The sequence below is a fragment of the Citrobacter sp. Cpo148 genome, assembly GCF_030332375.1.
Lineage (GTDB): Bacteria > Pseudomonadota > Gammaproteobacteria > Enterobacterales > Enterobacteriaceae > Citrobacter > Citrobacter portucalensis.
Map to the genome: position 1 here is coordinate 124,091 of NZ_JAOWHY010000049.1, position 22,489 is coordinate 146,579.

The 22,489-nt window shown below is 51.6% G+C and carries 18 protein-coding genes; 9 read left to right on the forward strand and 9 right to left on the reverse strand.

Going from position 1 to position 22,489, the window contains the following annotated elements; all coding sequences use genetic code 11:
• Nucleotides 1-90 precede the first annotated feature (90 nt).
• Both bepA and arsC read left to right on the forward strand, forming a co-directional pair.
• The gene (gene bepA, locus OGY10_RS20850; RefSeq protein WP_008785438.1) at nucleotides 91-1,554 is read left to right on the forward strand and encodes a beta-barrel assembly-enhancing protease; all 1,464 of its coding nucleotides are present in this window, start codon (nucleotides 91-93) and stop codon (nucleotides 1,552-1,554) included.
• A 123-nt stretch (nucleotides 1,555-1,677) separates the two neighbouring features.
• Complete coding sequence (arsC, locus tag OGY10_RS20855) at nucleotides 1,678-2,037, forward strand: arsenate reductase (glutaredoxin) (protein WP_003037937.1); 360 nt, start codon at nucleotides 1,678-1,680, stop codon at nucleotides 2,035-2,037.
• A gap of 35 nt (nucleotides 2,038-2,072) precedes the next feature.
• Here arsC and OGY10_RS20860 read toward each other — a convergent pair whose 3' ends face one another.
• The 4 genes from OGY10_RS20860 to OGY10_RS20875 form a co-directional block, all read right to left on the reverse strand.
• Nucleotides 2,073-2,774, reverse strand: a complete 702-nt coding sequence (locus OGY10_RS20860; protein WP_211924219.1) for a DnaA inactivator Hda — start codon at nucleotides 2,772-2,774, stop codon at nucleotides 2,073-2,075.
• A gap of 95 nt (nucleotides 2,775-2,869) precedes the next feature.
• On the reverse strand, nucleotides 2,870-4,159 hold the full coding sequence (uraA, locus tag OGY10_RS20865; RefSeq protein WP_003835107.1) for a uracil permease: 1,290 nt from the start codon (nucleotides 4,157-4,159) through the stop codon (nucleotides 2,870-2,872).
• Between the two features lie 96 nt (nucleotides 4,160-4,255).
• Nucleotides 4,256-4,882, reverse strand: coding sequence for a uracil phosphoribosyltransferase (gene upp / locus OGY10_RS20870; RefSeq protein WP_003835110.1), 627 nt, complete (start codon nucleotides 4,880-4,882; stop codon nucleotides 4,256-4,258).
• A 183-nt stretch (nucleotides 4,883-5,065) separates the two neighbouring features.
• Nucleotides 5,066-6,496 carry a 6-phospho-beta-glucosidase gene (locus OGY10_RS20875; RefSeq protein WP_071446833.1) on the reverse strand — a complete coding sequence of 477 codons (1,431 nt, stop codon included), beginning with the start codon at nucleotides 6,494-6,496 and terminating at the stop codon, nucleotides 5,066-5,068.
• 295 nt (nucleotides 6,497-6,791) lie between these two features.
• On the opposite strand from OGY10_RS20875, the gene purM reads away from it, so the two are divergent.
• The 4 genes from purM to ppx all read left to right on the forward strand — a co-directional run bounded on the left by purM (nucleotide 6,792) and on the right by ppx (nucleotide 12,296).
• The gene (purM, locus tag OGY10_RS20880; protein ID WP_020996702.1) at nucleotides 6,792-7,829 is read left to right on the forward strand and encodes a phosphoribosylformylglycinamidine cyclo-ligase; all 1,038 of its coding nucleotides are present in this window, start codon (nucleotides 6,792-6,794) and stop codon (nucleotides 7,827-7,829) included.
• The gene (purN, locus tag OGY10_RS20885) at nucleotides 7,826-8,467 is read left to right on the forward strand and encodes a phosphoribosylglycinamide formyltransferase (protein ID WP_008785442.1); all 642 of its coding nucleotides are present in this window, start codon (nucleotides 7,826-7,828) and stop codon (nucleotides 8,465-8,467) included. The genes purM and purN overlap by 4 nt, the downstream gene beginning before the upstream one ends.
• Nucleotides 8,468-8,683: 216 nt before the next feature.
• Nucleotides 8,684-10,750, forward strand: coding sequence for a polyphosphate kinase 1 (gene ppk1, locus OGY10_RS20890; RefSeq protein WP_286577361.1), 2,067 nt, complete (start codon nucleotides 8,684-8,686; stop codon nucleotides 10,748-10,750).
• 4 nt (nucleotides 10,751-10,754) lie between these two features.
• Entirely contained in the window at nucleotides 10,755-12,296 is a 1,542-nt protein-coding gene (gene ppx, locus OGY10_RS20895) for an exopolyphosphatase (protein ID WP_032944195.1), read from the forward strand.
• On the opposite strand, the gene OGY10_RS20900 is transcribed toward ppx, so the two are convergent.
• On the reverse strand, nucleotides 12,276-14,546 hold the full coding sequence (locus OGY10_RS20900) for a bifunctional diguanylate cyclase/phosphodiesterase (protein WP_191226938.1): 2,271 nt from the start codon (nucleotides 14,544-14,546) through the stop codon (nucleotides 12,276-12,278). The genes ppx and OGY10_RS20900 overlap by 21 nt on opposite strands.
• A gap of 350 nt (nucleotides 14,547-14,896) precedes the next feature.
• Between OGY10_RS20900 and OGY10_RS20905 the strand changes: the two genes are divergently transcribed.
• The gene (locus tag OGY10_RS20905) at nucleotides 14,897-15,100 is read left to right on the forward strand and encodes a YfgG family protein (protein ID WP_008785446.1); all 204 of its coding nucleotides are present in this window, start codon (nucleotides 14,897-14,899) and stop codon (nucleotides 15,098-15,100) included.
• A 363-nt stretch (nucleotides 15,101-15,463) separates the two neighbouring features.
• Nucleotides 15,464-16,342 (forward strand): small-conductance mechanosensitive channel MscS, encoded by an 879-nt coding sequence (mscS, locus tag OGY10_RS20910; RefSeq protein ID WP_008785447.1) that lies wholly within the window; start codon nucleotides 15,464-15,466, stop codon nucleotides 16,340-16,342.
• A 121-nt stretch (nucleotides 16,343-16,463) separates the two neighbouring features.
• Here the strand turns inward: mscS and guaA are convergent, their stop codons facing one another.
• The gene (gene guaA / locus OGY10_RS20915) at nucleotides 16,464-18,041 is read right to left on the reverse strand and encodes a glutamine-hydrolyzing GMP synthase (protein WP_008785448.1); all 1,578 of its coding nucleotides are present in this window, start codon (nucleotides 18,039-18,041) and stop codon (nucleotides 16,464-16,466) included.
• 63 nt (nucleotides 18,042-18,104) lie between these two features.
• A complete protein-coding gene (guaB, locus tag OGY10_RS20920; protein ID WP_191226936.1) occupies nucleotides 18,105-19,571 on the reverse strand; it encodes an IMP dehydrogenase in 1,467 nt (488 codons plus the stop codon).
• Between the two features lie 160 nt (nucleotides 19,572-19,731).
• Between guaB and xseA the strand changes: the two genes are divergently transcribed.
• Nucleotides 19,732-21,105: an exodeoxyribonuclease VII large subunit gene (gene xseA, locus OGY10_RS20925; RefSeq protein WP_032944201.1), complete on the forward strand. Its 1,374-nt coding sequence runs from the start codon at nucleotides 19,732-19,734 to the stop codon at nucleotides 21,103-21,105.
• On the opposite strand, the gene OGY10_RS20930 is transcribed toward xseA, so the two are convergent.
• Together OGY10_RS20930 and OGY10_RS20935 are read right to left on the reverse strand one after the other, a co-directional pair.
• Complete coding sequence (locus tag OGY10_RS20930; protein WP_003835160.1) at nucleotides 21,102-21,317, reverse strand: zinc ribbon domain-containing protein; 216 nt, start codon at nucleotides 21,315-21,317, stop codon at nucleotides 21,102-21,104. The genes xseA and OGY10_RS20930 overlap by 4 nt on opposite strands.
• A gap of 52 nt (nucleotides 21,318-21,369) precedes the next feature.
• The gene (locus OGY10_RS20935) at nucleotides 21,370-22,452 is read right to left on the reverse strand and encodes a Gfo/Idh/MocA family oxidoreductase (RefSeq protein ID WP_191226935.1); all 1,083 of its coding nucleotides are present in this window, start codon (nucleotides 22,450-22,452) and stop codon (nucleotides 21,370-21,372) included.
• Nucleotides 22,453-22,489: the final 37 nt, after the last annotated feature.

Genomic DNA, 22,489 nt, shown 5'->3' on the forward strand with positions numbered 1-22,489 from the left:
CAGTTACACTCCGTAAGCTTGCGGAGTGTGAACGATACTTCACAGCATCGGTCAAATGGCTATCTCAAAAAAGAATACAGGACAGAGGTTATGTTCAGGCAGTTGAAAAAAAACCTGGTTGCTACCCTCATTGCCGCACTGACTATCGGTCAGGTTGCGCCCGCATTTGCTGATACTGCGGACACCCTGCCTGATATGGGAACGTCGGCAGGCAGTACGCTTTCCATAGGACAGGAAATGCAGATGGGCGATTATTACGTACGCCAACTGCGCGGCAGTGCGCCATTAATTAACGATCCATTGCTCACCCAATACATTAATGCGCTGGGGATGCGTCTGGTCTCGCACGCCGACTCGGTAAAAACGCCCTTCACCTTCTTTTTGATTAACAACGATGAAATCAACGCCTTTGCTTTCTTTGGCGGCAACGTTGTCCTGCACTCCGCACTATTCCGCTATTCCGACAACGAAAGCCAGCTGGCATCGGTTATGGCGCACGAAATTTCCCACGTCACGCAACGCCACCTGGCGCGTGCCATGGAAGACCAGAAACGTAGCGCACCGCTAACGTGGGTTGGCGCATTAGGTTCAATTTTATTAGCAATGGCCAGCCCGCAGGCGGGTATGGCGGCGCTGACCGGTACGCTGGCGGGTACACGTCAGGGAATGATCAGCTTTACGCAGCAAAACGAACAGGAAGCAGATCGCATTGGTATTCAGGTACTGCAACGCTCGGGATTCGATCCCCAGGCCATGCCAACGTTCCTGGAAAAACTGCTCGACCAGGCTCGTTACTCTTCGCGTCCGCCGGAAATTTTGCTGACTCACCCCCTGCCGGAAAGCCGTCTGTCTGATGCCCGTAACCGCGCCAACCAGATGCGCCCGGTGGTCGTCCAGTCGTCAGAAGATTTTTATCTGGCTAAGGCACGAACCTTAGGCATGTACAACTCTGGTCGTAACCAGTTGACCGATGACCTGCTGAGTAGCTGGTCGAAAGGCAACGTACGTGAGCAACGTGCGGCGCAGTATGGCCGGGCATTGCAGGCGATGGAAGCCAGTAAATACGACGAGGCGCGTAAAGCGCTGCAACCGCTGCTGGCGGCAGATCCTAACAATGCCTGGTATCTCGACCTGGCAACGGATATCGATCTCGGCCAGAAGAAAACCAGTGATGCCATTAACCGCCTGAAAAACGCCCGCGACCTGCGCACTAACCCGGTTCTGCAGCTCAACCTGGCGAATGCCTATTTACAGGGTGGACAAGCCAAAGAGGCGGCGACCATCCTGAATCGCTATACGTTTAACCATAAAGATGACCCTAACGGCTGGGATCTGTTAGCGCAAACGGAAGCCAACCTGAGCAACCGCGATCAGGAGCTGGCGGCGCGCGCGGAGGGGTATGCCCTCGCGGGACGTCTGGATCAGGCTATTTCGATGCTCAGCAGCGCAAGCTCTCAGGTGAAACTGGGTAGCCAGCAGCAGGCCAGATACGATGCCCGTATTGACCAGCTACGCCAGCTGCAAGAACGCTTTAAACCGTACACGAAAATGTAATTATCGAACCCTTGCCGGATGGCGACGCTGTAGCGTCTTATCCGGCCTACGTCAGACGCAATATGTAGGCCGGATAAGGTCTTTTGGCCGCCATCCGGCAGTATTGTTATGCAAGGAGAAGTCATGTCAGACGCGATTAAAATCTACCATAACCCACGCTGCTCCAAGAGCCGTGAAACGCTGGAATTACTGAAGTCCAACGGCGTGGACCCGGAAGTGGTGTTGTATCTGGAAACGCCGGCTGACGCAGCAACCCTGCGCGAACTGCTGCAAATGCTCGGTATGTCCAGCGCGCGTGAACTGATGCGCCAGAAAGAGGATCTCTATAAATCGCTTAACCTGGCGGACAAAAATCTGAGTGAAGATGCGCTGATTCAGGCAATGGTGGAAAACCCGAAACTGATGGAGCGCCCGATTGTGGTTGCCAAAGGTCAGGCTCGAATTGGACGCCCGCCTGAGCAGGTACTGGAAATCGTCGGTTAACCTGCAACCTGCCGCAGTCTTCTCGGCTGCGGCGCTTACAGCTTCAGAATTTCTTTTACGAACGGAATGGTCAGCTTACGCTGGGCGGTGATCGACGCATGATCTAACTGATCCAACGTCATAAACAGCGTTCGCATTTCACGATCCAGACGCTTCAGCAGAAAACGTCCCACATCTTCCGGCAGTTCAAATCCACGAAGTCTGGCGCGTAATTGCAACGCCTGCAGCTTATCTTCATCGGAAAGCGGTTGTAGCTTGTAGATTTGCCCCCAGTCCAGGCGTGAGGCGAGATCCGGCAACCCCAGATTCAGCTGTCTTGGCGGACGATCGCCGGTGATCAGCAAACGCGTTTTCCCCGACTCCAGGATACGGTTGTAGAGATCAAAGATCGCCATTTCCCACAGCGAATCACCGGCCACACATTCGATGTTATCAATGCAAACCAGCGATAAATGCTCCATCCCGTCGAGCACCTCGGGGACGAACCAGGTGCGTTTGTCGAGCGGCACGTAGCCTACCGCATCGCCGCGCGCGGAGAGTTCCGCACAGGCTGCATGCAGCAAATGACTACGGCCAGCGCCTTCACGCGACCAGAGATAAATATACCCGCTATGTTCCTGACGCAGCACGTTTTGCAGTGCAGCCAGTAAAGAGGAGTTATCCCCCGGCCAGAAACTTGCGAAAGTTTCGTCGTCAGGAAGATAAAGTGGCAAAGAGAGCTGTGCCGGTGTGTTCAGAGATACCTCAACCCAGGATTTCATAAAATCGCGTTGAGTTTAACACAGAAATACGTCGCGATAGAACCGGGCAGCGCTGCCGCCCGGTCAGAGATTTACTGTTGCGGACTGTCTGCATCTTTCGCGTCAAGCACAACTTCTTCCGGACGCAGCAGGCTGATAACTTTGAAAATCAGGCTCAGACAGACACCAACGATGGTCGCCAGCGCCATGCCTTTCAGCTCTGCGGCACCGATGTGAACTTTCGCGCCACTTACGCCGATGATCAAAATAACCGAAGTCAGGATCAGGTTCTGCGCCTTGTTATAGTCAACCTTCGACTCGATCAGTACGCGAATACCAGAAGCGCCAATCACACCGTACAGCAGCAGCGATACGCCGCCCATAACCGGCAGTGGGATAATTTGGATCGCCGCCGCCAGTTTACCCACGCAGGAGAGAAGAATGGCGAAAATTGCCGCACCACCGATAACCCAGGTACTGTAAACGCGGGTGATCGCCATTACGCCGATATTTTCGCCGTACGTGGTGTTCGGCGTAGAGCCGAAGAAACCAGAGATTACCGTAGACAGACCGTTGGCAAACATAGAACGATGCAGGCCAGGATCGCGAATCAAATCTTTTTTCACGATATTCGCCGTCACTACCAGATGCCCGACGTGTTCGGCGATGACCACCAGCGCCGCTGGCAGGATGGTCAGAATGGCAACCCATTCAAAACGCGGCGTGTAGAACGTCGGCAGCGCGAACCAGTGGGCCTGCGCAATCGGCGTAGTGTCCACAACGCCCATCACGAAGGAAAGCGCATAACCGGCCAGCACCCCGATCAGAATCGGGATAATCGCCATAAAACCGCGGAACAATACGGAACCAAAGACCGTTACCGCCAGCGTTACCATAGAAATGATGATGGTTTTTGAATCCGGTAATTGCCCCTCAGCAGGCAGTAACCCCGCCATACCCGCAGCAACGCCAGCCAGCTCCAGACCGATGACGGCAACGATTGCGCCCATCGCCGCAGGCGGGAACATGACATCCAGCCAGCCGGTTCCTGCCTTCTTAACAATGAAAGAAACCAGGCAGAACAAGACGCCGCACATAATGAAACCGCCCAGCGCCACTTCATACCCTAACGGCAGCAGCAGCAGTACCGGGGAAATAAAGGCAAAGCTGGAACCCAGATATGCGGGAATTTTACCCTTACAAATAAAGAGATACAGCAACGTACCAATGCCGTTAAACAGCAGAACGGTAGCCGGGTTGATGTGGAACAGGACTGGCACCAGTACCGTTGCGCCAAACATGGCGAACAGGTGCTGCAAACTAAGCGGGATTGTCTGTAAAAGCGGCGGTCTTTCACTCACCCCGATAGCACGGCGCGTCATAGTGTTTTCCTCTGAGTGTTGTTTGTTATTAGCCATTGGGTTGTTTTATTCAAAAAAAAGCCGACTCTTAAAGTCGGCTTCTTTTCACTTATTCGTTTACTTAGTACCAAAAATCTTATCGCCGGCATCGCCGAGCCCCGGAATAATGTATCCGTGCTCGTTCAGTCCCTGATCGATGGAGGCGGTGTACAGCTCCACATCCGGGTGCGCTTTTTCCAGTGCCGCGATACCTTCCGGTGCCGCAACCAGGACCAGCACTTTAATGCTGGTGCAGCCTGCATTTTTCAGCAGATCGATAGTGGCGATAACAGAGCCGCCGGTTGCCAGCATTGGGTCAACGATCAGCGCCATACGCTCATCGATGTTAGAAACCAGCTTCTGGAAATACGGAACCGGCTCCAGCGTCTCTTCGTTACGGTACATACCAACAACGCTGATACGCGCGCTCGGAACGTTTTCCAGAACGCCTTCCATCATGCCCAGGCCCGCACGCAGGATAGGCACAACGGTGATTTTTTTGCCTTTGATTTGGTCAACTTCAACTGGACCGTTCCAGCCTTCAATGGTCACCTTTTCGGTTTCCAGACCAGCGGTTGCTTCATAAGTCAGCAGACTGCCAACTTCCGAGGCGAGTTCACGAAAGCGTTTAGTGCTGATGTCGTTTTCACGCATCAGTCCCAGCTTGTGTTTGACGAGTGGGTGTTTGACTTCCACGATCTTCATACTCTTCTCCTTTCCTCAGACGAATGGCAACCACAAAAAAAATCGCCGGATTATACCGCTTTTCCTCTCTGGCGCAACACTGCATACGCTTGATATGGATCAACCAAAGTCATTTGCGTCTGAATGATGAGTATAAAACAAGCCCCGCACTGATGGCGGGGCTTGCTGTCAATACTATGAATTTTAAAGATATTCAGCATTGGTCTGGATGACTTTTTGATACCACGAAAAAGATTTTTTAGGTGAGCGCGTTAATGTCCCGCTACCGTCATTATTTTTATCGACATAGATAAACCCGTAGCGTTTTTTCATCTCCCCTGTCCCGGCAGAGACTAAATCAATGCAGCCCCACGGGGTATATCCCATCAGATCCACGCCATCTTCCACCACCGCTTTTTTCATCTCACGTATGTGGGCGGCAAGGTAGTCGATACGGTACTGGTCGTTAACTGTACCATCGTCCTCGCGCACATCAATGGCGCCAAATCCATTCTCCACAATAAATAGTGGCAGTTGATAATGATCCCAGAACCAGTTCAGTGAATAACGTAGGCCAACCGGATCAATCTGCCAGCCCCAGTCCGATTTCTGCACGTACGGGTTGGAAACCAGGCTTTTCGACTCGTCGTAATCCAGCTGTGGGTTGTCCGCCGTTGCCTGGGTCGCGAAAGACATATAATAGCTAAAGCCGATGTAATCAACGCAGCCCTTGGCCAGCGCCTGACGGTCTTCCTCGGTGATATCCAGTTCAAAGCCACGACGGGCAAAGTAGTTGAGAAGATGCCGCGGGTATTTGCCGCGCACATGGACGTCAGTAAACCAGTAACGCCGGTGCATGGCATTCATCGCCATCATCATATCGTCTGGCGCGCAGGTCAGCGGATAGATTGGACACATGGCAATCATGCACCCTATTTGTAATTCCGGGTTAATCTCACGCGCGACCTTTACCGCCAGCGCGCTTGCCACCAGCTCATAGTGCGCCGCCTGGTACATGACCGGCTCGCGGTCTTCGCCAGGCTGGTATTTCAGACCTGAGTTAGTAAAGGGCGCGAAATCTTCGTGATAATTTGCCTGGTTGTTAATCTCATTAAACGTCATCCAGTACTTCACTTTGTGCTGGTAACGAGTGAATACCACCCTGGCAAAACGGACAAAGAAATCGATAAGCTTGCGGTTGCGCCAGCCGCCGTACTCCGTCACCAGATGGTAAGGCATCTCAAAATGCGACAGCGTAATCACCGGCTCAATGCCATATTTCAGGCATTCGTCAAACAGGTCATCATAGAACTGTAGGCCAGCCTCATTGGGTTGTTCTTCATCGCCTAAGGGGAAAATACGTGTCCAGGCAATAGAGGTGCGAAAACATTTAAAACCCATTTCGGCAAACAGCTTTATGTCGTCTTTATAGCGATGATAAAAATCGATGGCCTCATGGTTAGGGTAATTTTTACCGGCAATCACACCGTCGGTAATTTCACGCGCCACCCCATGCGCTCCCGCGGTCATGACATCGGCAACGCTGACGCCTTTTCCGCCCTCCTGCCAGCCACCTTCCAGTTGATGAGCAGCGACAGCACCACCCCACATGAAATCTGCTTTAAATCCTGACATACCCTTCCCCTATCGTGATGACTCTGCGCAAAACGCTGTTGATGAGGTCCGCAACAGAAAACAGAAACCGGTTTCAGTACGATACTGTGCATTCGGCTAACAGGATTCAAGCACAAGACTGTACCCGGTTTCATTTTCGTGGCGCAGCTCAAACAAATAGATAAATGATTGTAAAATGCTGAAAAAACCAGCAGATAAAACTTGATGCAGAGCAGGCTCGCAAACGTTTGCTTTCCCTGTTAGAATTGCGCCGAATTTAACTTTTACTGCAAGTAAACATGTGGGGAAGCAGGCAGTGACCGATAAAACCTCTCTTAGCTACAAAGATGCCGGTGTTGATATTGATGCAGGTAATGCTCTGGTTGATCGAATCAAAGGCGTAGTAAAGAAAACTCGTCGTCCGGAAGTTATGGGTGGTCTGGGTGGCTTCGGTGCGCTGTGCGCATTGCCGCAAAAATATCGTGAACCGGTACTGGTTTCCGGCACTGATGGCGTTGGTACAAAACTGCGTCTGGCGATGGATCTGAAACGCCACGACACTATCGGCATTGACCTCGTCGCAATGTGCGTCAACGACCTCGTGGTTCAGGGCGCTGAGCCGCTGTTCTTCCTCGACTACTATGCAACCGGCAAACTGGATGTGGACACCGCAGCCAGCGTCATTAACGGGATTGCCGAAGGCTGCCTGCAGTCTGGCTGTGCGCTGGTCGGCGGGGAAACAGCTGAAATGCCGGGGATGTACCACGGCGAAGATTACGACGTGGCAGGTTTCTGCGTTGGCGTCGTCGAAAAATCAGAGATTATCGACGGTTCAAAAGTGGCTGACGGTGACGTACTGATTGCGCTCGGCTCCAGCGGCCCGCACTCCAACGGCTACTCTCTGGTGCGTAAAATTGTAGAAGTCAGCGGTTGTGACCCAGAAACCACCGAGCTTGAAGGCAAGCCGCTGGCCGATCACTTACTGGCCCCTACCCGCATTTACGTGAAATCCATTCTGGAACTGATCGAGAAGGTTGATGTGCACGCCATTGCCCACCTGACCGGCGGCGGCTTCTGGGAAAATATTCCACGCGTTCTGCCAGACAACACGCAGGCAGTGATCGACGAATCTTCATGGCAGTGGCCAGCCGTCTTCAACTGGCTGCAAACGGCGGGTAACGTCAGCCAGCATGAGATGTATCGCACCTTTAACTGCGGTGTAGGTATGGTTATCGCCCTGCCAGCTCCGGAAGTGGACAAAGCCCTTGCTTTGCTCAATGAGAAAGGTGAAAACGCATGGAAAATCGGTATCATCAAAGCTTCTGATTCCGAACAGCGTGTGGTCATTGAATGAAAAACATTGTGGTGCTCATTTCCGGCAACGGAAGCAATTTGCAGGCGATAATCGACGCCTGCGAACAGAAAAAAATCAATGGCACCATACGTGCAGTATTCAGTAACAAGGCCGATGCGTTCGGCCTTGAGCGCGCACGCGAAGCGAATATTCCGGCACACTCGCTGGAAGCCGCCCAGTTTGCCAGTCGCGAAGCATTCGACCGCCAACTGATACAAGAGATTGACGCCTATGCACCCGATGTCGTGGTGCTGGCCGGTTATATGCGTATCCTCAGCCCGGCGTTTGTCGCTCACTATGCTGAACGATTGCTGAATATCCACCCGTCTTTATTGCCGAAGTATCCCGGCCTGCATACGCACCGCCAGGTACTGGAAAACGGCGATGAAGAACATGGTACCTCAGTCCATTTCGTGACGGATGAGTTGGACGGCGGACCGGTCATTCTCCAGGCCAAAGTTCCAGTATTTGAAGGCGACAGCGAAGATGATGTCACGGCACGGGTTCAGGCTCAGGAACATACCATTTACCCGCTGGTGGTAAGCTGGTTTATCGATGGTCGCCTGAAGATGCGTGATAACGCTGCATGGCTGGATGGCGTTCGTTTGCCTCCACAAGGCTACGCCGCCGACGAATAATAAAAAAACCAACCTGTAAGCCGAATGTCACCATCCGGCTTACAGGCATAACTACCTTTTCCGGTTAATACCACCGGTATTCATCTACGCTCCCCCTTTCTCTTTGCTATCAGACGGTTTATTGTCATATTTTTCTGGCACAGTTGGACATCTGAGAGCAATGCTCGCCATAATAAATCGGTAGTGTCCCGTGAATGAAACGGAGTAAAAGTGGTAATGGGTCAGGAAAAGCTATACATCGAGAAAGAACTCAGCTGGTTAGCGTTCAACGAACGTGTACTCCAGGAAGCTGCTGATAAGTCAAACCCGTTGATCGAACGGATGCGTTTCTTAGGCATCTATTCCAATAATCTCGACGAGTTTTATAAGGTTCGTTTTGCCGAACTGAAGCGCCGAATCATTATTAGCGAAGAACAGGGTTCAAACTCTCACTCCCGCCATTTGTTAGGCAAAATCCAGGCCCGCGTATTAAAAGCCGATCAGGAATTTGACGGCCTGTACAACGAGTTGCTGTTGGAAATGGCGCGCAATCAGATTTTCTTAATCAACGAACGCCAGTTGTCGGTCAATCAGCAAAGCTGGTTGCGTCATTACTTCAAGCAATATCTTCGCCAGCACATCACGCCGATCCTGATTAACCGCGAGACGGATTTAGTCCAGTTTTTGAAAGATGATTACACCTATCTGGCGGTAGAAATTATCCGTGGTGATACGATCCGCTACGCGCTGCTGGAAATCCCTTCCGACAAGGTTCCCCGTTTTGTGAATCTGCCGCCGGAAACCCCGCGCCGTCGCAAACCGATGATCCTGCTGGACAACATCTTACGTTACTGCCTTGACGACATTTTCAAAGGGTTCTTTGACTACGATGCACTGAACGCCTATTCGATGAAAATGACCCGTGACGCCGAATACGATTTGGTGCACGAGATGGAATCGAGCCTGATGGAGCTGATGTCATCCAGCCTGAAACAGCGTCTGACCGCAGAACCTGTACGTTTTGTCTATCAGCGTGACATGCCCAATGCACTGGTCGAAGTACTGCGTGAAAAACTGACGATTTCTCGCTACGACTCGATTGTTCCCGGCGGGCGTTACCATAACTTCAAAGACTTTATTAACTTCCCTAACGTTGGCAAAGCTAACCTGGTGAACAAACCGCTGCCACGTCTGCGCCATATCTGGTTCGACAACGAGAAATTTCGTAACGGCTTTGACGCCGTTCGTGAACGCGACGTGCTGCTGTATTACCCCTATCACACCTTTGAGCACGTTCTTGAACTGCTGCGCCAGGCCTCTTTCGACCCGAGCGTGCTGGCTATAAAGATCAACATCTACCGTGTGGCAAAAGATTCACGCATCATAGATTCAATGATCCATGCCGCGCACAACGGTAAGAAAGTCACCGTGGTGGTGGAATTGCAGGCCCGCTTCGATGAAGAAGCCAACATCCATTGGGCCAAGCGTCTTACCGAAGCAGGCGTTCACGTCATCTTCTCCGCGCCAGGCCTGAAAATTCACGCCAAACTGTTCCTTATCTCGCGTAAAGAAGGTGATGAAGTCGTGCGCTATGCGCATATCGGGACGGGGAACTTCAACGAAAAAACGGCACGCCTGTATACCGACTACTCGTTGCTAACTGCCGATTCGCGCATTACCAACGAAGTGCGTCGGGTGTTTAACTTCATCGAGAACCCGTATCGCCCGGTGACGTTCGATTATCTGCTGGTTTCCCCGCAGAACTCACGCCGTCTGCTGTACGCGATGATCGACAAAGAGATCGCCAACGCGCAGCAAGGACTGCCTTCCGGCATTACGCTAAAACTGAATAACCTGGTTGATAAAGGTCTGGTTGACCGCCTCTATGCGGCCTCAAGCTCAGGTGTGCCGGTCAATTTGTTGATTCGTGGTATGTGTTCTTTGATTCCGAATCTGGAAGGTATCAGCAACAATATTCGCGTTATCAGCATCGTTGATCGCTATCTTGAACATGACCGGGTCTATATCTTCGAGAACGGGGGTGACAAGCAGGTGTATCTCTCCTCCGCAGACTGGATGACCAGGAATATCGACTATCGTATCGAAGTCGCCACGCCGCTGCTGGACCCGCGTCTTAAGCAACGCGTGCTGGATATTATCGATATCCTGTTCAGCGACACGGTGAAAGCCCGCTTTATTGATAAAGAACTGAGTAATCGCTACGTACCGCGCGGAAACCGCCGTAAGGTTCAGTCACAATTGGCGATTTACGATTACATCAAATCACTCGAGCAACCTGACTAAAGATATGCCAATACACGACAAGACTCCACGACCGCAGGAATTTGCTGCGGTAGACCTTGGTTCAAACAGTTTCCATATGGTCATTGCCCGCGTGGTTGATGGCGCAATGCAAATTATTGGGCGACTGAAACAACGCGTACATCTGGCGGATGGCCTCGGCGAAGATAACAAGCTGAGCGAAGAGGCCATGGAGCGCGGGCTAAGCTGTTTATCACTGTTCGCCGAACGTTTGCAGGGGTTTCCTCCATCAAGCGTATGTATCGTGGGAACCCATACTTTGCGTCAGGCACTGAATGCGACTGATTTTCTCAAGCGAGCGGAAAAAGTCATCCCCTACCCAATTGAGATTATTTCCGGCAACGAAGAAGCCCGATTGATCTTTATGGGCGTTGAACATACGCAGCCGGAAAAAGGTCGCAAGCTGGTTATCGATATCGGCGGCGGCTCAACAGAACTGGTGATCGGGGAAGATTTCGAGCCAAAACTGGTCGAAAGCCGCCGTATGGGTTGCGTCAGCTTTGCCCAGATGTATTTCCCGCGCGGTGTAATTAACCGCGAAAACTTCCAGCGTGCCCGCATGGCGGCTGCGCAAAAGCTCGAAACCTTAACCTGGCAGTTTCGCATTCAGGGCTGGAACGTTGCGCTGGGCGCATCGGGCACCATTAAAGCAGCCCATGAAGTGCTGCTGGAGATGGGTGAAAAAGACGGTTTTATCACCCCCGAACGTCTGGACAAGCTGACATCTGAAGTGTTGAAGCACGCGTCATTTGATGCGCTCAGCTTGCCGGGGTTGTCAGAAGAAAGAAAAGCAGTGTTTGTACCCGGACTCGCGATTCTGTGCGGCGTTTTTGACGCGTTAGCTATTCGCGAACTTCGCCTTTCTGATGGTGCGTTACGTGAAGGCGTGCTGTACGAGATGGAAGGCCGTTTTCGCCACCAGGACGTTCGTAGCCGTACCGCCAGCAGCCTGGCGAACCAGTACAACATTGACAGCGAACAGGCCCGGCGCGTACTAGAAACGACGATGCAAATGTACGACCAGTGGCATACGCAGCAGCCAAAGCTGGCCAATCCCCAACTGGAAGCGTTACTGCGTTGGGCAGCAATGCTGCATGAGGTTGGGCTGAACATCAACCACAGCGGTTTGCATCGCCACTCTGCGTATATCTTACAAAACAGCGATCTACCTGGTTTCAATCAGGAACAACAGCTGATGATGGCAACATTAGTTCGTTATCATCGCAAAGCGATTAAGCTCGACGACTTGCCCCGCTTTACGCTGTTTAAGAAGAAACAGTTTCTGCCGTTAATTCAGCTGCTGCGCCTGGGCGTGCTGTTGAATAATCAGCGTCAGGCGACCACCACACCGCCGACTTTGACCCTGATAACCGACGACAGCCACTGGACCTTACGCTTCCCGCATGACTGGTTTAGCCAAAATGCGCTGGTGCTGCTCGATCTGGAGAAAGAGCAGCAATACTGGGAAGCCGTAACAGGCTGGCGACTCAAAATTGAAGAAGAGAGCTCACCCGATATCGCCGCATAAGATCTCAGCAGGTGTCAGTTCATCTGGCACCTGCTTTTCCAGAGTTTCACTCAACGGCAGTGGCTCACCAATCAGATACCCCTGCATGTAATCAATCCCCAGTGAAATCACCGCACTGCGTATTTCTTCGCTTTCGACGTACTCCGCAACCACCAGCATTCTTTTCATCCGCGCCAGATGGCAAATAGAGGCCACGATTTGGTAGTCGAGGCTGTTCGAAACAATATTGCGAATAAAGCTACCGTCAATTTTCAGGATATCGGCATTCACATTTTTCAGCCGCGCATAGCTGGCATACCCAGTACCAAAATCATCAATCGCAATCTGACAGCCCAGTGATTGCAGCTGCAGCAACGTTGCCTGTGCCTGTTCCGCATTGGTCAAGGCATTGCTTTCCGTCACTTCAAAGATAAGTTGCCATGCTTCAACCTTGTACTTATTCAGTAACTGATTGATGTCATTAGGAAGTCGCGCGCGACATACTGAGGTGGGTGATAAGTTGATAGCAAACCGGTGGGCGGGCATTTTTTCCCGATTCTGCGCCATAAATTTCAACGTATTTTCAATCACCCACAGATCGATACGGGATGACAAACCAAACTCATGGGCTACCGGCAAGAAGTTATCAGGGGCAATAGTTTCACCGTCATCCCCCTCAAGCCGCAGCAGGATTTCGTGATAAACGTCGCCACGCACGCCAAAAATCGGCTGCGCCTTCAGGAAAAAACGATTGTTCTCCAGCGCCTGCTGAATACGGTTCATCATCGCAACTTTATCTTTCAGGTCACGTTGCAGGTGCATCACACCACGCCGCTGCAAATTCTCTGGTGAATTGGTTGCCAGCGATAATTCGGCAATGGTACTTAACTCTCCCAGCAACAAATAGATATGGTTAACAGGAGAACGGACATAGCAAAAGCTGATCCCAACCTGCGGTTGCAAAGGCATTCCGTCCCAGACAAAACGAAACTGCTTGATATGCCTGTCCAGTGCTTCAATGCGTTCCTGGTGTAGCTCAGTGTTAAAACGCAGGATTAAATCATTACCTGACAATTGATAGACATGCTCATCCTGTTCAAGCAACGGTGTTATCCACTGAGCCAGTTTTTGCTTGTACTGGATACGCAGCATAATGCCGTAATTTTTCACCAGCAGCTCCATGCCCGGAACACCCAAAAAGCAAAGCACTGACCATGGCGCGTTTTTCAAATCCCGGTTCAAAGCGCGCAAATTCGGAATATGCACCATAGGGTCAAAGAAGGCCAGGCGATGGTTGCGCCGGGTAACAAAACGTTGACGCGTTGCCAGGACAGCAATGAAATTCACGATGAAGGAAAAAACCAGATAACTTGATGAGGTAATGGCAAGCTGCGTATCGTAACCCGAATACCATGGCATATAGCGCTGATAATAATGAATTGCGGTAATAAGTACGACCGCCCATATCAACGAAATAAATCTATAACCGTAACGCATTGCCCCCCAAAGCATGACGGGAAGTAACAGTGACAAGGTATAATTCGTGCTAAATATTGAGCTTTGTTCATTGAGCGGCATACACAACATTGCCATTAGCACAGTCAATATAATCAACCAGACCGCAAACTCTGTTTTAGTCACTTTGGTATCAAACTGCTGCTTTAACTGAGAAAAATAGCCTCTCAGATGCAAGGGGTTGCGAATTGTTCGAATGATGAAATAACACAACGGCACACCTACAAGATTCCCCGCGAGTATGGACTGATAGTTGATCAATGTGCCTGTATTGAAGGGCATAACGCCCACCATGCCGGATTTGCTTTCATAGACACCCACAAATGCAGCAAACTGGAAGAGTATCAGAAACAGCGTTGCCGGGCAGAAGACCTGCCAGAACATACGCTGAAACATCAGGTGAGAATCCCCGTGGGAAACGTTGTTTCGTCGGGGAGAAAATACTTTATATCCTCCCCAGCTAAGCACGATTGTAACTATAAAGTGCGAAATTATTGAAAGTGTTTCAAATAACCCGACCTGCGGATATTTGTACCAGATAATGGAAATGATAATACCTGGCAATGCCGCCCAGCCAAAAAAAAGCATCAGGCTAATCATCAGCGCTAACGGCAGGTAGAAAAGAATTACGGTCCCCGTACTAATATGGGCATAGGTGGTGGCAGTGCTCAATATAGGCAACAACAAAGAAGGTAAGATGAGAGGTAATGCCCACCATCTATCTCTAATACCAATATAATTTTTATTGAGTTTCATAGATGCTCAGTAGAATCCCACACATCCTGTAGGGGGTATTCAGACAGGCATCCCACCTGACTTTAAAACGATAAAGTAAAATACATCACAATGATTCATCGATTTTAGTTGTCAGCAAAGTGTGATGCTTGATACATATCAAAAAACATGCCCCTCATTCATCAATTATTACTCTTTTCATTATTTTTTATCGTTAATACATTATTCATGCAAATAATAATATTAATTTCCATAACATAAGAAGAAAAAACAACTGAAGCAATTTTACATAAGGAAGAATTGACCATTCCCTCTCAGTGTGCCTTAATGTGAGTATCGCCCTCAGTTGGGTACACTACAAGGAACCTTTTGTGAGCCAGGTTACCAGCCTACGCAAACGACACCGATTTAACAGTCGCATGATCCGGATCGTACTGCTTATCAGCTTTCTCTTCTTCTTCGGACGCTTCGTCTACTCCGCCATTGGTGCGTGGCATCACCACCAGGACAAAAAAGAATCTCAGCAGACCACTCAGCCGCAACAGACAGCTCCTGCACAAACCGACGAACATTGATCGCTCGCGCCTGTGATACCCCCAGCATTAAGATTCCTTACCGGATGGCTAATCGCCTGACATTTAACCATCCGGTAAGGGATTTGAGTGACGAAACTTTACACATATCCCCCTCTCCCGCTTAATTATCAGATAATCGGCCGTATTTTTCGCACAAATGCACAATCTTTTCATCCCACTTCACCGCACCATTCGCGCTGATTTTTACGTTCCGGTTTAGCGGACATAAAAAGACAAACAGTACTCAAATAAACGCTAATTAATATCACCAGCAAATATCACTGACGAAAGCATTTATATTTCGCATGAAAATTAAATAGTTATTTGAATTGTTATCATTTTTAAATACTACAGGGTAATACCATGAGTGGTTTTTTATTATTCCCGAAAATAAGAAGCGGCCTTGAGTGGATCGCCGGGCACAGCGATGCTGTCATTCAATTCGGCTGGAATATCGTTGCCGCCGTGATCTTATTGTTTATCGGTAAATTTATCGCTCGTCTGCTCTCTCGTGGGCTGGAAAAGTTACTGCTTAAACGTAAAGTCGACAGAACGATCATTCAGTTCTTCACCGCGCTGGTACGTTACATTACCCTCGCCTTTTCCGTCGTCGCCGCATTAGGTCGCATCGGTATTGAAACATCCTCCATTATTGCCGTCATCGGTGCCGCCGGACTGGCCATTGGCCTCGCGTTACAAAGCTCGCTTTCCAACTTTGCCGCTGGCGTGCTGTTGGTTTCCCTGCGGCCTTTTCGCGCCGGAGAAGTAGTGCAGATTGGTGCAGTCACCGGAACAGTAGAAAAGGTGCACATCTTCTCCACCACCCTGCTAACCGCGGACAGCAAAGAAGTGGTGATTCCAAACGGTAAGATCATCGCTGACAACATCATTAACTATTCCCGTCACCCTTTTCGTCGTATCGATCTGGTGATTGGTGTGGGTTATCAGAGTCGGATTGCAGAGGTTAAGCAAGTTATTAATCACATTATCGAGCAGGACAGCCGCATCGATAAGCAACGTGGGGTAACCGTTCGTCTGGGCGAACTGGGCGCTTCAGCGTTGAATTTTTACGTGCGCGTATGGGTTCCCAATATCGAATACTGGAACACCTATTACGATCTGCTGGAAAACATTAAAGAGGCGCTGGACGCCAACCACATCGACCTGCCCTATCCGCAGATGGATGTGCGTATTCAGAATGTCGCACCTCAGCAGCAGCCTCAGCTGCAACTGGTCGATTAGCGTACTTTCCTGCAGAACATGCGCCTGAAGTATTTGCTGAAATGCGTGCAATAAAAAACCCTCTGTAAACAGAGGGTTTTTTGCATATTACCGGTTCAAAAACCGCTAACGGAAAGGGATATTATTCCCACTCAATGGTAGCTGGCGGCTTACCGCTGATGTCATACACCACGCGGGAAATACCGTTCACTTCGTTGATAATGCGGTTAGAGACGCGGCCTAAGAAGTCATACGGCAGGTGTGCCCAGTGCGCGGTCATAAAGTCGATGGTTTCGACCGCACGCAGGGAAACAACCCAGTCGTACTTGCGGCCATCGCCCATCACACCAACGGAACGAACCGGCAGGAACACGGTGAACGCCTGGCTTACCTTGTTGTACAGGTCAGCTTTGTGCAGCTCTTCAATGAAGATAGCATCCGCGCGACGCAGCAGGTCGCAGTACTCTTTCTTCACTTCGCCAAGCACACGCACGCCCAGACCCGGTCCCGGGAACGGGTGACGGTACAGCATGTCGTACGGCAGGCCTAGCTCCAGACCAATCTTACGCACTTCGTCTTTGAACAGCTCACGCAGCGGTTCAACCAGACCCATCTTCATCTCTTTCGGCAAACCGCCCACGTTGTGGTGAGATTTGATAACGTGCGCTTTGCCGGTGGCAGATGCCGCGGATTCGATCACGTCCGGGTAGATGGTGCCCTGCGCCAGCCACTTAACGTCTTCCAGCTTCAGCGCTTCTTCATCGAATACTTCCACGAATACGCGGCCAATGATTTTACGTTTAGCTTCTGGGTCGTTCTCGCCTTTCAGCGCGTCCAGGAAACGCTTTTCGCCTTCCACGTGAACGATGTTCAGGCCAAAGTGGTCGCCGAACATATCCATCACCTGCTGAGCTTCGTTGAGACGCAGCAGACCGTTGTCGACGAACACGCAGGTCAGGTTTTTGCCGATTGCACGGTGCAGCAGCATCGCGGTCACGGAGGAGTCAACGCCGCCCGACAGACCGAGGATAACTTTATCATTGCCAACCTGCTCACGAATGCGGGCAACGGCGTCATCGATAATTTTTGCCGGCGTCCACAGCGCTTCACACTGGCAGATGTCGCGCACAAAACGCTCCAGCATGCGCATGCCCTGACGGGTGTGGGTAACTTCCGGATGGAACTGCACGCCGTAGAAGCGTTTTTCTTCGTGCGCCATGATAGCGAACGGGCAGCTGTCGGTGCTGGCAACGGTCACGAAACCTTCCGGAATGGCGGTCACTTTGTCGCCGTGGCTCATCCACACGTCCAGCAGCGGTTTGCCGTCTGCGGTCAGGGAGTCTTCAATACCGCGGACAAGCGCGCTGTCGGTCTGAACTTCAACCTGCGCATAGCCGAATTCACGTTCGTTAGAACCTTCAACATGACCACCGAGCTGCATTGCCATGGTCTGCATGCCGTAGCACACGCCGAACACCGGCACGCCCGCATTGAAAACGTATTCCGGCGCACGCGGGCTGTTTTCTTCGGTGGTACTTTCCGGACCACCGGAAAGAATGATACCGCTTGGGTTGAATTCGCGAATTTGTGCTTCCGTAACATCCCATGCCCACAGTTCACAGTAGACGCCCAGTTCACGTACGCGACGTGCAACCAGCTGAGTGTACTGCGAGCCGAAATCGAGGATGAGAATGCGATGTTTATGAATATTGTCTGTCATTGACGCTAATTCCGAGGCAAGTGAAACAAATTCGCCCGGCATATAGCCGGGCGCGGAAACTTATCAGGAGCCCATGCGGTAGTTAGGGGACTCTTTGGTGATGGTCACATCGTGAACGTGACTTTCCTGAATACCCGCACCGCTGATGCGTACAAACTCTGCTTTCGTTCGCAGCGCGTCGATAGTACCACAGCCGGTCAGACCCATACAGGAGCGCAGGCCGCCCATCTGCTGGTGAATGATCTCTTTCAGGCGACCTTTATAGGCAACGCGACCTTCGATACCTTCCGGGACCAGTTTGTCAGCAGCGTTATCGCTCTGGAAGTAACGGTCAGAAGACCCTTTGGACATCGCGCCCAGAGAACCCATACCGCGGTAAGATTTGTAAGAACGGCCCTGGTACAGTTCGATTTCGCCCGGGGATTCTTCAGTACCCGCCAGCATGGAGCCAACCATCACTGCGGCAGCACCAGCAGCAATCGCTTTAGCGATGTCGCCGGAGAAACGAATACCGCCGTCGGCGATAACCGGAATACCGGTGCCTTCCAGCGCTTCAACGGCATCAGAAACGGCAGTGATCTGCGGAACACCGACGCCGGTCACGATACGAGTAGTACAGATGGAGCCAGGGCCGATACCCACTTTAACTGCGCTACAGCCAGCTTCAGCAAGCGCGCGAGCACCTGCGCCCGTAGCAACGTTACCGCCGATGATCTGCAGGTCAGGATATTTAGCGCGAGTTTCACGGATACGCTGCAGAACGCCTTCAGAGTGGCCGTGAGAGGAGTCAATCAGCAGAACGTCTACGCCAGCGGCAACCAGCGCGTCTACACGCTCTTCGTTACCTGCGCCAGCACCTACCGCTGCACCAACGCGCAGACGACCATGCTCGTCTTTACAGGCGTTAGGTTTACGTTCTGCTTTCTGGAAATCTTTTACGGTGATCATGCCGAGCAGGTGGAAGCTGTCATCAACAACCAGCGCTTTCTCAACGCGTTTTTCGTGCATTTTGGCAAAAACGACATCGCGCGCTTCGCCTTCACGAACGGTCACCAGACGCTCTTTTGGCGTCATATATACGCTAACCGGCTGGTTCAGGTCAGTCACAAAACGCACGTCACGGCCGGTGATGATGCCGACCAGTTCGTTATCTTCAGTCACTACCGGGTAGCCAGCAAAGCCGTTACGCTCGGTCAGTTCTTTCACTTCGCGCAGAGTAGTGGTTGGCAGTACGGTCTGTGGGTCAGTTACCACGCCAGATTCGTGTTTCTTCACGCGGTGAACTTCTTCAGCCTGGCGCTCGATGGACATGTTTTTGTGGATAAAACCGATGCCGCCTTCCTGGGCCAGGGCAATTGCCAGGCGCGCTTCCGTCACGGTGTCCATTGCTGCGGAGAGCATAGGAATGTTCAGGCGAATGGTTTTCGTCAACTGGGTGCTGAGGTCAGCAGTATTCGGCAGAACGGTAGAATGAGCGGGAACGAGGAGGACGTCGTCAAACGTCAGGGCTTCTTTTGCGATACGTAGCATGGGCAATATCTCACCTGGGAGGTTATTAAATATTGCCGCGGCATTATACAGAGCGTAACCGATTGCATCCACACTTTTTTGCAAAAAAACCTTGCGCTCCTCTGTGAGCATGTTACTTTCGACTGAATAACTTGCTGATTTAGAATTTGATCCCGCTCACATGTTATCCTCTCAGACCACCTCAATTTTTACCGTAAGCCGCCTAAATCAGACGGTTCGTTTGCTGCTTGAGCAGGAAATGGGACAAGTTTGGATCAGCGGTGAAATCTCGAATTTCACTCAACCGTCCTCCGGTCACTGGTATTTCACGCTCAAAGATGACACCGCCCAGGTACGCTGCGCGATGTTTCGCAACAGCAATCGACGGGTAACGTTCCGCCCACAGCACGGTCAGCAGGTCCTGGTACGCGCCAACATTACGTTGTACGAACCGCGTGGCGACTACCAGATAATTGTTGAGAGCATGCAGCCAGCTGGTGAAGGTTTGTTGCAGCAAAAATATGAGCAACTCAAAGCCAAACTGCAGGCTGAAGGGCTATTCGATCAGCAGTTCAAAAAATCACTACCCTCACCGGCTCACTGCGTTGGGGTCATTACCTCGAAAACCGGGGCTGCGCTGCACGACATTCTCCACGTGCTGAAGCGCCGTGACCCATCCCTGCCCGTTATTATCTACCCGACCGCGGTCCAGGGCGACGATGCGCCAGGACAGATCGTTCGCGCCATTGAGCTGGCGAACGCGCGGGGCGAGTGCGATGTGCTTATCGTCGGGCGCGGCGGCGGTTCTCTGGAAGATTTGTGGAGTTTTAACGATGAACGCGTAGCACGGGCAATCTTTGCCAGCCGCATTCCGGTAGTAAGCGCCGTCGGCCACGAAACAGATGTCACTATTGCCGATTTTATTGCAGATTTACGGGCGCCTACGCCATCAGCAGCGGCGGAAATTGTCAGCCGCAATCAACTGGAACTGCTGCGTCAAATTCAGCATGGCCAGCAGCGTCTGGAGATGGCGATGGACTACTACATCGCCAACCGTACTCGTCGCTTTACCCAGCTTCATCACCGTTTGCAACAGCAACATCCGCAACTGCGTCTGGCCCGTCAGCAGACCGTGCTGGAGCGGCTGCGTCAGCGGATGAATTTCGCTCTTGAGAATAAGATTAAGCAGGCCAATCAGCGCCAACAGCGCGTAAGTCAACGCCTGAGCCAGCAAAACCCACAGCCGCGAATTTATCGGGCGCAAACCCGTATTCAGCAACTGGAGTACCGTCTGGCAGAGAATATCCGCGCGCGTTTAAGCGCACAGCGAGAACGCTTCGGTAATGTGGTGACGCACCTTGAAGCGGTGAGTCCTCTCTCGACGCTCGCTCGCGGCTATAGCGTCACTACCGCGACGGACGGCAAAGTGCTGAAGCAGACCAAACAGGTAAAAACCGGTGATGTGCTCACTACCCGCCTGTCAGACGGCTGGGTAGAGAGCGAAGTGAAAGGCGTAACGACGGCAAAGAAAACGCGTAAGAAAAAGCCAGATTAAACCGGCACAAATTCCACACGTTTCTTCGAGATCAGACCATGGCCATTCTGACAGAAGTAGTCCACCGCACCGCAGGCTTTTAACACCTGGAGTGGCTGATGGCACTCCGGGCAGCGCGCTTCTAACGGAATATCTTTTTTACAGTTTTCACAGTGTGCCACACCGTTTTGTGGTTCCAGTTCTGCATGACAATCCGGGCAGGTCATCGACATGGTGACTCCTTTAAATGGCGTTCAATTCTGCGCTAATTTTACCATGATACGCTTAGTGTGAACCACGCAACTGTTGCTGTAGGATCAGTAATCGTTCTACCTCCTCCAGCCTGCGCTGCGTCGTGCGGCTCACCTCCTGCGGGCTGCGTTCAAACAGACTTTGCGTCCCCAGAATATGTTCCGCCAGACAATGGGCATAAATCGTACCAGGCAGACACCAGCGTTGCACAACATCACCGTCAATCAATTCGAGCACATCGTCGGCACCCCGTCGGTCGTAGCTGATGATACGCCCATCACGCAGATAAAGGCGCAGACCTTTTTGTCCGCCAGCAGGCCCCGCGTATTTATTCAGCCAGATATCCAACGGTACACCGCTAATCAGTCCTTGCAGATGCGCCTCTCCTTCAGCCGTGGTCAGGTCACCCTGGATGATGTTACGTCCCAGACGGTCTTTAGCGCTCTTCACCTGCAGGGTCATGCTGTCATTACCGCCCAGGTAACGCACTGTTTCACGCAGCATGGCCAGTACGTGTGTGCCAATGTCCAGAATCACACCGTCCGGGTGGCGAAGCTCACGCGTATCTGGCTCACCGGTGGCAAAGTTGAGCGCGATCGGCTCTCCTGTAGCGTTAAATCCGCTCGGCTCCTGCAAAAAACCGTCGATTTTAACAACGTCTGAAAAGTGAGAGACAAGTGCCTGTTGTGGGTTATCGCCCTGCCACTGCGCACCGAGTTTTCCCAATGCCAGCTGCATTACGCCATTACGCGCCATCCAGTGGTCGAGCGCCAGCACACGGTCGGCAGCGTCGGGTTGCTCCAGCAGCGTTTTCAGTTTTTCAATTTGGGAAAGCGTGGCAACAATCGGTTTTTCAACCACGATTCGTGCGATGGGAGCGGCCAGCGCCTGTTCAAGCACATCGAGATGATGCAGAGAAGCGGTGGTGATAAACAGGGTATCAAGCGGTGTTGCAAGAAGTTCAGCGAGCGATGCACAGCGTGTCACACCAGCGGGCTGTTTTGCGGGTTGCACGTCAAATCCCACACAGCACAGGGAATCACCGTAAAGTTTACGCAATGCGGGCAAGTATGCCGTTTCAACGACTGCGCCAAGCCCAACAAACCCTAACAGCATGTTCTCACCTCGTAAATGAATTGGCCGGGACATCACG